The 14,126-nt window shown below is 75.4% G+C and carries 13 protein-coding genes and 1 rRNA gene; 2 read left to right on the forward strand and 12 right to left on the reverse strand.

Annotated elements, in window-relative coordinates:
* Positions 1-55 precede the first annotated feature (55 nt).
* From murJ to AC5L34_RS29215, 9 genes are all read right to left on the reverse strand, one after another.
* Complete coding sequence (murJ, locus tag AC5L34_RS29175) at positions 56-1,759, reverse strand: murein biosynthesis integral membrane protein MurJ (RefSeq protein WP_494827856.1); 1,704 nt, start codon at positions 1,757-1,759, stop codon at positions 56-58.
* A 1-nt stretch (position 1,760) separates the two neighbouring features.
* Positions 1,761-2,627: a hypothetical protein gene (locus AC5L34_RS29180; RefSeq protein WP_494827858.1), complete on the reverse strand. Its 867-nt coding sequence runs from the start codon at positions 2,625-2,627 to the stop codon at positions 1,761-1,763.
* 61 nt (positions 2,628-2,688) lie between these two features.
* The gene (locus AC5L34_RS29185; protein WP_441176815.1) at positions 2,689-3,630 is read right to left on the reverse strand and encodes a copper transporter; all 942 of its coding nucleotides are present in this window, start codon (positions 3,628-3,630) and stop codon (positions 2,689-2,691) included.
* 27 nt (positions 3,631-3,657) lie between these two features.
* Positions 3,658-4,836 carry a putative cytokinetic ring protein SteA gene (gene steA / locus AC5L34_RS29190; protein WP_089003555.1) on the reverse strand — a complete coding sequence of 393 codons (1,179 nt, stop codon included), beginning with the start codon at positions 4,834-4,836 and terminating at the stop codon, positions 3,658-3,660.
* Positions 4,837-4,954: 118 nt separating this feature from the next.
* On the reverse strand, positions 4,955-6,712 hold the full coding sequence (gene recN / locus AC5L34_RS29195; protein ID WP_441176816.1) for a DNA repair protein RecN: 1,758 nt from the start codon (positions 6,710-6,712) through the stop codon (positions 4,955-4,957).
* A gap of 222 nt (positions 6,713-6,934) precedes the next feature.
* Positions 6,935-7,819 carry an NAD kinase gene (locus AC5L34_RS29200; protein ID WP_089000908.1) on the reverse strand — a complete coding sequence of 295 codons (885 nt, stop codon included), beginning with the start codon at positions 7,817-7,819 and terminating at the stop codon, positions 6,935-6,937.
* A gap of 67 nt (positions 7,820-7,886) precedes the next feature.
* Positions 7,887-8,747 carry a TlyA family RNA methyltransferase gene (locus AC5L34_RS29205; protein ID WP_494827861.1) on the reverse strand — a complete coding sequence of 287 codons (861 nt, stop codon included), beginning with the start codon at positions 8,745-8,747 and terminating at the stop codon, positions 7,887-7,889.
* Between the two features lie 21 nt (positions 8,748-8,768).
* The gene (locus tag AC5L34_RS29210) at positions 8,769-9,065 is read right to left on the reverse strand and encodes a hypothetical protein (protein ID WP_441176818.1); all 297 of its coding nucleotides are present in this window, start codon (positions 9,063-9,065) and stop codon (positions 8,769-8,771) included.
* A 28-nt stretch (positions 9,066-9,093) separates the two neighbouring features.
* Entirely contained in the window at positions 9,094-9,696 is a 603-nt protein-coding gene (locus AC5L34_RS29215; protein ID WP_441176819.1) for a phasin family protein, read from the reverse strand.
* A gap of 112 nt (positions 9,697-9,808) precedes the next feature.
* On the opposite strand from AC5L34_RS29215, the gene AC5L34_RS29220 reads away from it, so the two are divergent.
* A complete protein-coding gene (locus AC5L34_RS29220) occupies positions 9,809-10,147 on the forward strand; it encodes an SCP2 sterol-binding domain-containing protein (RefSeq protein ID WP_089003556.1) in 339 nt (112 codons plus the stop codon).
* A 33-nt stretch (positions 10,148-10,180) separates the two neighbouring features.
* Here AC5L34_RS29220 and AC5L34_RS29225 read toward each other — a convergent pair whose 3' ends face one another.
* Both AC5L34_RS29225 and AC5L34_RS29230 read right to left on the reverse strand, forming a co-directional pair.
* Positions 10,181-11,197, reverse strand: coding sequence for an HAD-IIA family hydrolase (locus tag AC5L34_RS29225; protein WP_441176820.1), 1,017 nt, complete (start codon positions 11,195-11,197; stop codon positions 10,181-10,183).
* Positions 11,194-12,249: a tetratricopeptide repeat protein gene (locus AC5L34_RS29230; protein ID WP_494827867.1), complete on the reverse strand. Its 1,056-nt coding sequence runs from the start codon at positions 12,247-12,249 to the stop codon at positions 11,194-11,196. The genes AC5L34_RS29225 and AC5L34_RS29230 overlap by 4 nt, the downstream gene beginning before the upstream one ends.
* Between AC5L34_RS29230 and AC5L34_RS29235 the strand changes: the two genes are divergently transcribed.
* Positions 12,151-13,959 carry a hypothetical protein gene (locus tag AC5L34_RS29235; RefSeq protein ID WP_494827869.1) on the forward strand — a complete coding sequence of 603 codons (1,809 nt, stop codon included), beginning with the start codon at positions 12,151-12,153 and terminating at the stop codon, positions 13,957-13,959. The two genes, AC5L34_RS29230 and AC5L34_RS29235, sit on opposite strands and share 99 nt — an antisense overlap.
* A 92-nt stretch (positions 13,960-14,051) precedes the next feature.
* Here the strand turns inward: AC5L34_RS29235 and rrf are convergent.
* Positions 14,052-14,126: ribosomal RNA gene (gene rrf, locus AC5L34_RS29240) — 5S ribosomal RNA — on the reverse strand; the annotation flags it as partial.

Here is a 14,126-nt window from a genome sequence, read left to right on the forward strand (position 1 = left end):
CACGACCACCCCCGCCCGTCGGTCGCCGTCGGCCGGTCACCCGTCCTGCACCCGCTCACCGGGACACCGTCTCCTTCCCGTCACCCCGTTCCGGGGGGATGTCGCGCTCGCCCGTTCCCTCGGCGGGGGCCGCCGGCCCGCGCCGGCCCGCCCTGCCCAGTCGCCGGAGCACCCCGGCGAGCAGCGGCGTCACGTCCCGCCGGTCGGCCAGCCAGACGACGGCGAGGAACACGACACCGACCAGGACTCCGGACAGCATGCCCTGCGCGAGTGCGCCCGGTGTCGTCGGGGTGCCGCCGCCGGCCGTGTCGAGCCAGCGCGCCAGGGCCGTCCCGGCGAGCGCGGCCAGGGTGCCGGCGAGCAGTCCGGCGGCGCCGGCACGGGCGGCGCCGGCGAGCGCGGGAGGCCCGGCAGCGCGGCGTACCGCGACGAGGAGCAGCCCGCCGAGAAGCACCATCCCGACCGAGTTGGCCAGGGCGACCGCGAGCACCCGGTCCCGCAGCGGCAGCACCGCGCCCAGCAGCAGGGCGGTGGCGGGTACCGCCAGGAAGCCGGCGGCGATGGCGACGGTCGCAGCCCGGGTCTCCCCCCGGGCGTAGAGGGCCCGGCTCAGCAGCGCGTAGAGCCCGTAGCCGAGCAGGCCCGGCGCGAACCCGGCGATCGCCGCGGCGGCCGAGGCCGCCGGGCCCGGCGCGAAGAAGAGGTGGCCGACGGGGCCGGCCGTCCCGACCAGCGCGGCGGCGCCCAGGCAGCTGAACAGCAGCACGCCACGCACGGCCGGCGCCAGGGTCGCCCGGTAGCCGTCCTCGTCGCCTGCCGCGCGGGCCGCCGCCAGCGTCGGGTACGCGGCGACCGCCAGCGGCACCGCGAGCACCGCCCAGGGCAGCAGGTACAGCGTCTGGGCCAGTTGGTAGACGCCCGGGTTGGCCGCCGCCCCGTAGGTGACCTGGTTGAGGCTCACCATCAGGGCGACCTGCTGGGCGGTGACGGCCACCGCGCCGGCCGCCACCAGCCCGCCCACCCGGGCGCGGGCGTCGGCCGGGAAGCCGAACCCGGGTCGAACCCGCAGCCTCAGCCGGCGGACGGGAACCAGCAGCGACAGGGAGAGCACGACGACGCCCAGCGTGGTGCCGGCGGAGAGCAGCAGTTCCCCGCCCGGGCTCACGCCGGCGACCGTGGCCAGCGGCCCTTCGGCGGCGGTGAAGCCCAGGTAGACCACGATGACGGTGAGGCTGGACAGCAGCGGCGCCACCACCGGCCAGGCGAACCGCCGGTGCGCCTGGAGCACCCCGGTCAGCACGATGCCCACCCCGTACAGCGGCAGTTGGGGGGCGAAGACCCGCAGCATCCGCTCGCCGCTGGCCTGCTGGGCGGCGGTCAGTCCATCGCCCAGCAGCGCGACCGCCGGCCCGGCGAGCAGCGCCACCAGCACGGCGAGGGGCACCAGGAGGCTCACCGTCCAGGTGAGCAGCGCGCCGGTGGTGCGGGCCACCGCCGCCCGGTCGCCCGCCGCGACGGGCCCGGCGAGCAGTGGTACGACCAGGCTCGCCAGCGCCCCGCCGGCGACGATCTCGAAGATGAAGTTCGGCACCGCGTTCGCCACCACGTAGGTGCCGCCGAGGTCGGTCGGCGCCAACGTCCAGGTGAAGACGGCGGTACGGCCGAAGCCGGCGAGCCGGCTGAGGACGGTGAGGACGGCGATGAGCGCGGCCGCTCCGGCGACGCGGCCGGCGCCGGCGAGGGGTGCCGGGGTCGTCACGTCAGTCGGCGCGTCGACCCAGTGCGTCGAGCTCGCGCAGCCCCGGGGTGCGCTGGATGACCTGGGTGAAGCTCACCTTCTCGCTGGCCGCGGTGAGGCCGGCCAGCACGGCCAGCAACCCGGCCCGCCCGACGGGCCCGGTACGCGCGGCCAGCGCCACGCCGAGCAGCGCGCCGAGGGCGTTCGCGCCGCTGTCTCCGAGCATCACGTCCTCGCCGAGGTCGGCGGGGAGCAGCCCGGCGGCGGCGCCGACGGCACCGGCGGCGATCCCGCCGTGCGGGCCCCCGGCCAGCGGGGCGCCGAGCAGGAGACCGGACTTCAGCGCCCGGCCGGGACGCAGGTCGAGCAGGTTGAGCAGGTTCGCGGTGCCGGCGACGACACCGGCGCCCAGCAGCACGTCGACGCCCCGGCCCAGCACGCCCTGCCGCTGGCGGCGCCGGTGCCCGGCGACCCGGGGATCGGCGGCGAGCAGCGCCGCGGCGCCGAGGCCGGCGGCCCCCACCCCGACGACCTTGACCATTCCCGCGGTGACCCGGCCCTCGCGCAGCGCGGCCAGGTGCCCGGCGAAGCCCTTGGCCGCCTTCTGTTCGGGCCGCGCCCCGACCACGTCGTCGTAGAGCCCGACCGCCCCGGCGCCCACCCCGGCGACCAGGGCGGCGGCACCCGAGGGGCCGCTGGAGGCGCCGAACGCGCCCGCCGCGGCGGCACCTGCGGCGAGCGCGGGGCCGGCGGCCAGGCTCACCGTGCGGCCACGGAAGTTGGTGCGATCCAGCGCTGGCCCGGCCGGCGAGGTGCGCACCTCGCGCAGCGCGTACCGGGCGGCGGCGGCGCCCGCGCCGGCGATCAGCAGTCGACCGAGCAGACTCACGCCTCTCCCTCCCGCCGTACGTCGGCGAGGCTGGATCCGGACAACGGGGTACGTCGTTGCGTCACTGGGGCAGTCTAGGCAGCAGGGACGGCGCGTTGTCGCCGACGCCGTACTGCCCGGCCTTCTTCTCGGTGACCTGCTGCACCAGCGCGAGTGCGGTGACCAGCTGGCCCTGGACGGTGTTGGCGTTGTCGACGGTGGAGATGGTCTGCACCAGCACGGGATCGTTGCGCACGGCGGCCACCAGGTTTCCGCCGGCCGAGCCGTTGCCGCCCACGACGAGCGTCCCGGCCTGGTCGAACTGCTCGGCGACCTTCAGCACCGACTCGTCCTTCTTCGCCGAGTCCTTGTCCACGTACGGCTGCCCGCTGACCAGGACGACGGCCTCCGCCGGCGCGGTGACCGGCTTCTCGGTGGTCAGGTAGTTGGCGTTGATGTAGGCGGCGAGCACCGCCCGCCGGTCGGCCTCGGTGACGGGGGTGGCGCCGGCCGCCCGGTCGAGCAGGACGCTGGCCAGCAGGGCCGTCGAGGTCTCCACCCCGTGCCCGTTGCCCGGCAGCCCGGCCGTCGGCGCGCTGGTGGGGCGCGCGGCGGTGACCGCCAGCTCCAGCAGGTTGTTGTTGTTGTCCGGGTTGATGAACTTGTCCTGAAGGTCGATGCGGCCGGTGACCTGGGCCCCGGCGAGCTGGAGCATCTTGAGCACGCCCTCGGTGTGGTCGCGCCCGGTGGGCAGGCCGACCACCACGACCCGCTTGCCGGTCAGCGTGCCCGGCAGGACGACCTCCGCGATCTGGGCCGCGAAGTCCTCCTCGAGCTCGAGCTCCTTCTCCATGCTCTGGACCGCCTGGCGCATCTGCTGGTTGTCCTTGCGCAGCGCGTTGACGTTCTCCTTGAGCGAGTCGGCCACCGGGCCGTTCAGGGCGGCGGTGCCGACCACCAGACCGATCGCCAACGCGAGGAAGACGGCGGTCAGTGACACCACGTGGTACCGGAAGTTGATCACACCTGTCGCCTCTTGATCGGTGGGACGCTAGAAAAGCTGTTCGAGCTGGAACACGAAATTGTTCCACCACTCGGAGACCACGCCCAAATACGCCTTGCCGACGGTCGAGACCGCCACCGCCGACGCCATCGCCGCGATCGCGGAGAGCACCAGCAGCAGCAGCGACGACCCGGAGATGCTCTGCCGGTAGAGCCGGCTCACCCCCTTGGCGTCGACCAGCTTGCCGCCGACCTTGAGCCGGGTCAGGAACGTGGAGGCCATCCCGCCGCGACCCTTGTCGAGGAACTCGACAAGCGTGGCGTGGGTGCCGACGGCGACCAGCAGCGAGGCGCCCTTCTCGTCGGCCAGCAGCATGGCCAGGTCCTCGCTCGTCGCCGCCGCGGGGAAGGTCACCGCGGGGACGCCGAGGCCGTTGACCCGGGCCAGACCGGGCGCCCGGCCGTCCGGGTAGGCGTGCACGATCACCTCGGCGCCGCAGCGCAGCACGTCGTCGGTGACCGAGTCCATGTCGCCAATGATCATGTCCGGCGTGTAGCCGGCCTCCACCAGTGCGTCGGCGCCGCCGTCGACACCGATCAGGACCGGCTTGAACTCGCGGATGTAGGGGCGCAGCACGTCCAGGTCGGCCTTGTAGTCGTAGCCGCGCACCACGATCAGGCAGTGCCGCCCCTGCATCTCCGTCTGGATCTCGGGCACGCCGACGCCGTCGAGGAGCAGGTCGCGCTCCTGGCGGAGGTAGTCCATCGTGTTGGCGGCGAACGCCTCCAACTGCACCGAGAGCCCCTCGCGGGCGTCGGCCATCGACTTGGCCACCGTCTCGGCGTCCTGGAGGCTGCCGTGCGCCACCGGCTCGTCGCCGACGAAGACGGTGTTGCCCTCGATCCGGACGGTGTCGCCCTCGCGGATCCGCTCGAAGACCCCCTCGCCCAGGTCGTCCAGGAGGGGGATGCCGGCGGCGACGAGCACCTCCGGCCCCAGGTTGGGGTAGCGGCCGGAGACCGACGGCTTCGCGTTGAGCACCGCGCCGACACCGACGGCGACGAGCGAGTCGGCGGCGACCCGGTCGAGGTCGACGTGGTCGATGACCGCGATGTCACCGGGGCGGAGCCGGCCGACCAGGCGTTTTGTCCGGCGGTCGAGGCGCGCGGTGCCGAGGATCCTGCCCGGTTCCGCGTTCCGGGTCCGGCGCAACGTGGGTAGACGCATCGTGACCATCCTGGCATGTGAGGCAGGCAAATCTGTCGCGACATGCCTGAGCAGGGCCGCCTACCCAGGGAAGCACACTAACGCCCAGGCCGGTGTGCCTGTGCTCACAATCGCCGGCTCACGGGCGCCTTTCGCGGGCCGCCACGGCGAGAAGTTCCTCGGCGTGCGCGATACCCAGGTCGGAGTCGGGCAAACCCGCGAGCATGCGGGCGAGTTCCCGGGCGCGCTCGGTGTCCTCCACCACCCGGACCCCGCTCGTGGTCACCGCCCCGCCCGTGTCCTTCGCCACCACCAGGTGCCGGTCGGCGAAGGCGGCCACCTGCGGCAGGTGGGTGACGACGAGGACCTGGTGGCTGCGGGCCAGCCGGGCCAGCCGCCGGCCGATCTCCACGGCGGCCTGGCCGCCGACCCCGGCGTCGACCTCGTCGAAGACCAGCGTGGGCGGCCCGCCCGAGCCGGCGAAGACCACCTCGATGGCGAGCATCACCCGGGACAGCTCACCGCCGGAGGCGCCGCGCTGCAACGGCAGCGAGGGCGCGCCCGGGTGGGCCAGCAGGCGCAGCTCGACCTCGTCGCCGCCGTCCGGGCCGACGCCGACCTCGGTGCCGTTGACCGCGAGGGTCGGCTCGGTGCGGCCGGCCGCGCGGGGCAGCACCGCCACCTCGATCCTCGCGTGCGGCATGGCCAGCCCGGCCAGCTCGACGGTGACCTGCTCGGCGAAACGGGTCGCCGCCTCCTGCCGCGACGTCGACACCCGGCCGGCCAGGTCGGCCACCTCGCCGGCCAGCCGGGAGGCCTCCCGGTCCAGCTCCTCCAGCAGGTCGTCGGAGGTGTCCAGGTCGGACAGCCGGGTGCGGGCGTGCTCGGCCCAGGCGATCACCCCGTCGACGTCGTCGGCGTACTTGCGGGTGAGCGCGCGCAGCGCCGCCCGCCGCTCGTAGACGGTCTGCAACCGGGCCGGGTCGGCGTCGAGCGCCGCGAGGTAGGTCGACAGCTCGGCGGAGACGTCCGTGACGAGCGTCGCCGCCTCCTCCAGCCGCGCCGCCAGCTCGCCCAGGGCCGGGTCCGTGCCGGCCTGCGCCTCGAGGGTGCGGCGGGCGGTGCCGAGCAGCGCCGCCGCGTCCGGGGTCTCGTCGGTCGCCTCCACGCCGCCGGCCACGCACTGGTGGGCCACCTGCGCCGCGGTGCGCAGCCCCTCGGCGTGCTCCAGCCGCTGCGCCTCCGCCTTCAGTTCGTCGTCCTCGCCCGGCTGCGGGTCGACCCGGGTGATCTCGTCGAGGCCGAGCCGCAGCAGGTCGGCCTCCTGGTTGCGCTCGCGGGCGTTGCGCCGCCGGTCGGTCAGGTCGTCGACCACCGCGCGCCAGCGGGCGTACGCCTCGCGCAGCGCGTCGAGCAGCTTCTCGTGCTCCGGGCCGGCGAAGCGGTCCAGCGCGGCGCGCTGCTCGGCCGGCCGCAGCAGCCGCAGCTGGTCGGACTGGCCGTGCACGGCCACCGCCTGCTCGCCCACCTCGCCGAGCATCGACACCGGCATGCTCCGCCCGCCCAGGTGCGCCCGGGAGCGGCCCTCCACGGTGACGGTGCGGCTCAGCAGCACCGAGCCGTCCTCGTCGGGCTCGCCGCCCGCGTCGGTGATCCGCGCGTGCACGGTGGCGGCGACGCGACCCTCGAGCCGCAGTCGGCCCTCCACCACCGCCCGGCCCGGCTGGGCGCGCACCCGGCCGGCGTCGGCGCGCCCGCCGAAGAGCAGGCCGAGGCCGGTGACCACCATGGTCTTGCCCGCCCCGGTCTCGCCGGTGATGACGTTCATGCCGCCGGTCAGCGGCAGCGTGGTGTCCTCGATGACGCCCAGTCCGGTGATGCGCAGCTCTTCCAGCACAGCAACCGACAGTAGACGCGGCCCCCGACACTTGACCAGCCGGCGTGGGCGCGCCGGTGCGTCCGCCCGCCGACACCACGCGCAGCCGGCCCGAGGGCTGCCGACGTGGCACCGGCCCGACCCGCGCGGGCGACCCGGGCGCGTCGGGGCGGCACCCGTCCGGGCGGCGGCGAGGGCGATCCGACCAGCCGCCTCACCGCGCCAGCCCTGCCCGGCCCACGGTCAGCGACGGTTGCCGCGCCAGCCCTGCACGGGCAGGTCGAACTTCGCCACCAACCGGTCGGTGAACGGACGGTCCCGCAGCCGCACGACGCGCACCGGCAACGCGCCGCGGCGCACCGTGACCCGCGCCCCCGGCGGCAGGTCGTAGACCCGCCGGCCGTCGCAGGACAGCACCGCGAGGGTGGTGAACGGGTCGACGGTGATGGCGAACGTGGACGTGGGCGCGGTGACCAGCGGGCGGCTGAACAGCGCGTGCGCGCTGATCGGCACCAGCAGCAGGGCCTCCACCTCCGGCCAGACCACCGGCCCGCCGCCGGAGAACGCGTACGCCGTCGACCCGGTGGGGGTCGCGCAGACCACCCCGTCGCAGCCGTACCGGGACAGGGGGCGGCCGTCGACGTCGACGAGCAGCTCCAGCATCTGGGCGCGCTCGCCCTTCTCGACGCTGATCTCGTTGAGCGCCCAGGACTCGATGGTCGGGCCGCCGTCGAACTCGGCGGTCACGTCGAGGGTGAGCCGCTCGTCGACGGTGTAGTTGCGCTCGACGACGTCGCGTACCGCGCTGTCCAGGTCGTCGATCTCGGCCTCGGCGAGGAAGCCGACCTTGCCCAGGTTGATGCCGATCAGCGGCACCTTCGCCGGGCGGGCCAGCTCCGCCGCGCGCAGGAAGGTGCCGTCCCCGCCGAGCGCGAAGACGATCTCGGCGCCCTCGGCCGCCTCCGGGCCGGTCACCGGGACCACGCCTGGCAGGTCGAGGTCGTCGGCCTCCTCGGCCACGACCCGCACCTCGAAGCCGGCCGAGATCAGGTCGGCGGCCACGGCACGGGCGTGCTCGGTGCTGCGCCGGCGACCGGTGTGCGTCACCAGCAGCGCCGTGCGGCTCACCGGGACGGCCGTCCCGTCGCGCCCGCGCTGCGCCCGCGCGGCCCGCCCGCGGGGCTCGCCAGCTCACTCACCCGGCCACCTCCTCCGTCGCCGCGTCCGGCCGGTCGCCGGAGCGCACCGGGCCACCCGGCCCGGCGGTCACCACCGCGCGCACCCGCTCCGGGTCGGCCGGCGGTGCGTCCCGGCGTAACCATACGAAGAACTCGACGTTGCCGCTCGGCCCCGGCAGCGGGCTCGCGGCCACGTCGGCCAGGCCCAGGTCGAGCCGGGCCGCCGCGGCGGCCACGTCGAGCACGGCCTCCGCCCGCAGCAGCGGGTCACGGACCACCCCGCCGGCGCCCACCCGCTCCTTGCCGACCTCGAACTGCGGCTTGACCATCAGCGCCAGGTCGCCCTCGGGCCGGGTGCAGCCGGCCAGCGCCGGCAGCACCAGCCGCAGCGAGATGAACGACAGGTCGGCGACCGTGAGGTCGACCGGCCCGTCGATGGCCTCCGGCGTCAGCGTACGGACGTTGGTGCGCTCGAAGACCCGCACGCGGGGGTCGTTGCGCAGCGGCCAGGCAAGCTGCCCGTAGCCGACGTCGACCGCGACCACCTCCGCCGCGTCGGCGCGCAGCAGCACGTCGGTGAAGCCGCCGGTGGAGGCGCCCGCGTCCAGGCACCGCCGGCCGGCCACCGTCATCCCGCCCGGCGCGAACGCGGCCAGGGCGCCGGCCAGCTTGTGCCCGCCCCGGGAGACGTACTCCGAGCCGGGGTCCTCGCCGGTGACCAGGAGCGCGTCGGCGGGGTCGACCATCGCGGCGGGCTTGCGGGCCGGCACGCCGCGCAGTTGGACCCGGCCGGCCTCCACCAGAGCCGCGGCCTGTTCCCGGGACCGGGCCAGGCCGCGGCGGACGAGTTCGGCGTCCAGCCGGTTACGACGTGCCATGCGTGGTTCTTCTCCGGTCGGTCAGGACTGGTCGATGGTGGCGAGGGTTTCCCGCAGCGTCTCGTACGCCGCCTCGTACTGCGCGATCTGGTCGGCCGGGGCGAGCGTCGCGGCGTTGGCCATCGCCCGGACGGCGGCGTCCACGGCGGGGTGGCGGTCGTCGCCGGGGTCCTCGACGGGCTCCGGCGGCGGGCCGGGGCGCGGGCCCGGCCGGGTGCCGGGCGGCGGCCCGGGACGGAAGGAGCCGGGCCCGGGGCCGGCACCCGGCGGACCGGGGCGGGCACCGGGCGGCGGACCGGGCCGGAAGGGGCCGCTCACGACCCGCTCCCGACCGGGGCCGGGCGCGTCACGCCTCGTCCTGCGGCGGTCGTTTGCGGGCCGGCGCCTTCTTCGCCGGGCGGACCGGCTCCGCGGCGTCCTCGGTGGGGGCGAGGGCCGACGGCGCCCGCTTGGCCAGCGCCTTCTTGGCGACGGCCTTCTTGGCCAGCGCCTTCTTCGCCACGGTCGGCCTGGCGACCGGGGCGGGGGTCGCCGAGGTGGGTACGGCCGGCTCGGCGGCCCCCGGGGCCGCCGACGACGTGGCGACGGACCCCGGACCCGCCGGCTCCGGGACGCCGACGGGGAGCGGCGTCGGGGCGCCGGGGGTCGCCTTGGCGTCGCGGAGCTGACGCTCCAGCTCGTGCACCCGGCGGGTCAGCTCGGCGACCTCGTCGGCGGTGGCGAGCCCCACCGCGCCGAGGGCCCGGTCCACCTCGAAGCGGACCAGCTTGGTCAGCGCCTCACGGTTGGCCGCGCCGGTGGAGACCAGCTCCTCGGCGAGGGTCTGCAACTGGGCGGCGGTCGCCCCGCCCGAGCCGACGACCCGGCGAACCGCGTCCTGGGCCTTCTTCCGGGGCGCCTCCGTGAGGCCCATGGCCAGCTCGAGGTAGGCGCGCCACGCGTCCTGCATGCCTGATTCCTTCCCGGGGCGGGGGTGTGCAGGTGCCACGCTACCGGGCACCCCGCGACGGCCCGTGCGGTACGGTGCCGGGGACGGCGTGGCGAGCGGTGAGGGGGCGGTCGTGGCCAGCGTGGACGAATGCCGGCAGGCGTTGCGGGATCTGGCGGCGCGGCTGGACCGCAACGCGGAGACGGTGCGGGAGAAGGTCGACTTCGACCGGACGCTGGCCTGCCGCGTCACCGACCTGGAGACCGCCTTTCACGGCCGGCTCTCCGGCGGTCGCCTGGTCGACCTGGCCGACGGCGACGATCCGAAGGCCAAGATCGCGCTGAGCACCGGCAGCGACGACCTGCTCGCGCTGGTCCGCGGCGAGCTCGACATCACCCGCGCGGTCACGTCCCGACGGGTGTCGATCAAGGCGAACCCGCTCGACCTGATGAAGCTGCGCAAGCTGCTCTGACCGGTCGCCGGACCGGAAGCGGCCGACGGACGGTCAGTCGGCCAGACCGAGTTCGGCCAGCGCCTTCTCCGCCTCGGCCGACCCGGGACGGACCCGCGCCGCCCGTCCCGACCAGGCGGCCCCGCAGAGCGCCGCCAGGGCGTCCAGCGGGCGGCCCGCCCCGGACAGCTCCAGCGTGTCGTCGCGCGGCGCCACCGACCAGCCACCGGCGTCCGCCCGGCCCGGGACCCGCACGACGGCGGCCGGGTCGAAGAGCCCCGCCAGGTCCATCGAGACGTACGTGGGCCTGCGGTGCGACGGGGCGGCGAGCAGCTCGGCCGCGTCGCTCACGCCGGTGAGCACGAGCAGGCTGTCCAGGCCGGCCCGCCGGGCGCCCTCGATGTCGGTGTCCAGCCGGTCGCCGACCAGCAGCGTCCGGCCCTGCCCGGCGCGGCGGGCCGCCGTGGTGAACAGGGCCGGCTCGGGCTTGCCGACGATCACGTCGGGGTCCCGGCCGAGCGCCGTACGCAGCACGGCGACCAGGGAACCGTTGCCCGGCAGTGGCCCCCGGCCGCTGGGCAGCGTCGGGTCGGCGTTGGTGGCGACCCAGGTCGCACCGCCGCGTACGGCCACCGAAGCCTCGGCCAGATCAGCCCAGCAGACCTGCGGGCCGAACCCCTGCACCACCGCGAGCGGTGACTCGTCGGCCCGGGACACCGGGGTGAGCCCCACCGCGCGCAGCTCCGCCCGCAGCGCCTCGGTGCCGACGACCAGCACGGCGGCGCCGGCCGGCAGCCGGTCACGGAGCAGCTCGGCGGCGGCCGCCGCGGAGGTGAGCACCTCCTCGGGCCGGGCGGGCACGCCCATCCCGGTGAGCAGGTCGGCCACCTCGCTGGAGCGGCGCGAGGCGTTGTTGGTCGCGTACGCCACCGACCGGCCCTCGGCGTGCAGCCGGCCGACCGCCTCGACCGCGCCGGGGACCGGCCGGTCGATCAGGTAGATCACGCCATCCAGGTCGAAGACAACCAGGGCGTACCCGTCAACCAGCCGTTCCCCGGCACCCGTCGTCATCGCTGCGCGGCGTCCGACCCGCCGGAGGCGGTGGCCTCGCCGCCACCGGCGCGGGCACCGCTGTCGTCGCCGGTCGACCCGGCGGCGACGGAGCCCGCCTCGTCGTCGGTCAACTCGTCGTCGGACAGGTCGTCCGCCGGCACCGTCGCGACCGCGGCCTCGGCCTGCTCGTCGTCCTCGTCGTCGCGGTCGTCGTCCTCGTCGTCGCGGTCGTCGTCCTCGTCGTCGCGGTCGTCGTCCTCGTCGTCGCGGTCGTCGTCCTCGTCGTCGCGGTCGTCGTCCTCGTCGTCGCGGTCGTCGTCCTCGTCGTCGCGGTCGTCGTCCTCGTCGTCCGTCGGCTCCGCGTCACCGGTGAGGTCGGCGTCCGGTCGGGCCGGCACCGCACCCGGGGCACCGGGGCCGGCGGCGACCTCCTCGGCGGGCTCCTCGTCCTCCTCGTCGCCCTCGATCACCACGCCGTCGAGTTCCAGCAGCCGCTCGGCGGCGTCGGTCTCGCCCTCGGCGTCGACGTCGGCCGCCCGGGAGAACCACTCGCGGGCCTCCTCGCGACGGCCCACCGCGAGCAGGGCGTCGGCGTACGCGTACCGCAGGCGCGCCGTCCACGGCTCGGCCGTCTCGCTCGTCAGCTCGGGAACCTGGAGCATGGCCACGGCGGCGTCCTTCTGACCCAGGTCACCGCGCGCCCCGGCCGCCACGATCAGCAGCTCGGTCGCCACGGCCTGGTCCAGCTTCTCCCGGTCCGCGCCACGGAACAGGTCGATCGCCCGCTCCGGCCGGCCCAGCGCCCGCTCGCAGTCCGCGAGCACCGCCAGGTGGCTCTGCAACCCGCTCATCCGGTGGTACGTGCGCAGCTCCGCGATCGCGGTCTGCCACTCCCCCGCGTGGTACGCGGCCAGGCCGACCGCCTCACGCACGGCGGCGATCCGGGACGCCAGCCGACGGGCCGCCAGCGCGTGCGCCAGCGCCTCGGCGGGGTCCTCGTCGATCAACTGGCCCGTCGCCACCAGGTGCCGGGCGACCGTCTCGGCGACCGGCTTCGCCAGCGAGAGCAGCTCGGCCCGGACGTCCTTGTCGAGGTCGGTCGCGACGATCTCGTCGGGCAGCGCGGGGGCCGCCGTACGCTCCCCCTCCGCCTCCGGACGCTCCCGGCGCTCGTCGCGACGGTCTCCGCCCCGGAAGCCGCCCTCACGGTCGCCACCACGGAAGCCGCCCTCACGACGGTCACCCTGGCGATCGCCGCCCCGGTAGCCGCCTTCACGGTCACCGCCACGGTAGCCGCCCTGCCTGTCGCCGCTCCGGTAGCCGCCCGGACGGTCACCGCCCTCACGACGGTCACCGCCACGGAAACCACCATCACGGTCACCACCGCGGAAGCCACCCTCGCGACGCTCGCCGCCCCGGAACCCGCCCTCACGGTCGCCACCACGGAAACCGCCCGGACGGTCGCCGCCCTCACGACGATCACCCTGGCGATCGCCGCCCCGGTAGCCGCCTTCGCGGTCACCGCCACGGAAGCCGCCCTCACGCGGCGGACCCGAACGGAAGCCACCCTCACGACGGTCACCACCGCGGAAGCCACCCGGACGATCGCCGCCCTCACGACGATCGCCGTCGCGGTCTCCACCGCGGTAGCCGCCCTCACGACGATCGCCGCCACGGAAGCCACCATCGCGGTCACCGCCACGGAAGCCGCCCTCACGCGGCGGACCCGAACGGAAGCCACCCTCACGGTCGCCGCCACGGAAGCCTCCCGGACGGTCACCGCCCTCACGACGGTCACCACCGCGGAAACCACCATCACGATCGCCGCCACGGAACCCGCTCGGACGGTCGCCGCCCTCACGACGGTCACCGCCACGGAAACCACCCTCACGCGGCGGACCCGAACGGAAACCACCCTCACGACGGTCACCACCGCGGAAGCCACCATCACGGTCACCACCACGGAAACCACCCGGACGATCGCCGCCCTCACGACGATCGCCGCCACGGAAACCGCCGTCGCGGTCACCACCGCGGAAACCGCCCTCACGACGGTCCCCACCACGGAAGCCGCCCTCACGCGGCGGACCCGAACGGAAGCCACCCTCACGGTCACCGCCACGGGAACCACCCTCGCGACGGTCACCGCCACGGAAACCGCCGTCGCGGTCACCACCACGGAAACCACCCTGGCGGTCGCCGCCCTCACGACGGTCACCGCCACGGAAACCACCCTCACGCGGCGGACCCGAACGGAAACCACCCTCACGACGGTCACCACCGCGGAAGCCACCATCACGGTCACCACCACGGAAACCACCCGGACGATCGCCGCCCTCACGACGGTCACCGCCACGGAAACCGCCGTCGCGGTCACCACCACGGAATCCACCCTGGCGGTCGCCGCCCTCACGACGGTCACCACCACGGAAGCCGCCGGAGCGCTCGTCACCCTCACGACGGAAGCCGCCTTCGCGGCGGTCACCGCCACGGAAACCTTCGCGGTCACCACCGCGGAACCCGCCCTGGCGATCGTCGGCGTCGCGACGAGGGGCGCCACCACCGCGGGAGTCGCCGTCACGCGGACCGGACCGGAAGCCGCCCTCGCGGCGGTCGCCACCACGGGAGTCGCCGTCACGACGGTTGCCGCCGGCGTACCCGCCGCGCTGGCCACCCCGGTCCTCCCGGTACGGGGGCCGGTCGTCGCGGCGCGGTGCTCCGTCGCGCCCACCCGAACGGTCTTCGTAGCGACGGGGACGATCTCCGCCCTGCGGTCCTGAACTCACAGGTACATCCTTCCTCATTGCGTCACCCACGACGCTAACGCAGTCGAGGGCCGACCCGGATGGGGCGGCCCTCGACTGGAAAAGTTGTCCGGCGGTGTCCTACTCTCCCACACCCTCCCGAGTGCAGTACCATCGGCGCTGGAGGGCTTAGCTTCCGGGTT

The sequence above is a fragment of the Micromonospora sp. ZG13 genome (assembly GCF_059359355.1).

Coding starts and splice junctions, on each gene's coding strand:
- AC5L34_RS29205 (WP_494827861.1), bottom strand. CDS start 8,747: ATGGCACGTCGTAACCGGCTGGACGCCGAACTCGTCCGCCGCGGCCTG.
- steA (WP_089003555.1), bottom strand. CDS start 4,836: ATGCGTCTACCCACGTTGCGCCGGACCCGGAACGCGGAACCGGGCAGG.
- AC5L34_RS29215 (WP_441176819.1), bottom strand. CDS start 9,696: ATGCAGGACGCGTGGCGCGCCTACCTCGAGCTGGCCATGGGCCTCACG.
- AC5L34_RS29225 (WP_441176820.1), bottom strand. CDS start 11,197: ATGACGACGGGTGCCGGGGAACGGCTGGTTGACGGGTACGCCCTGGTT.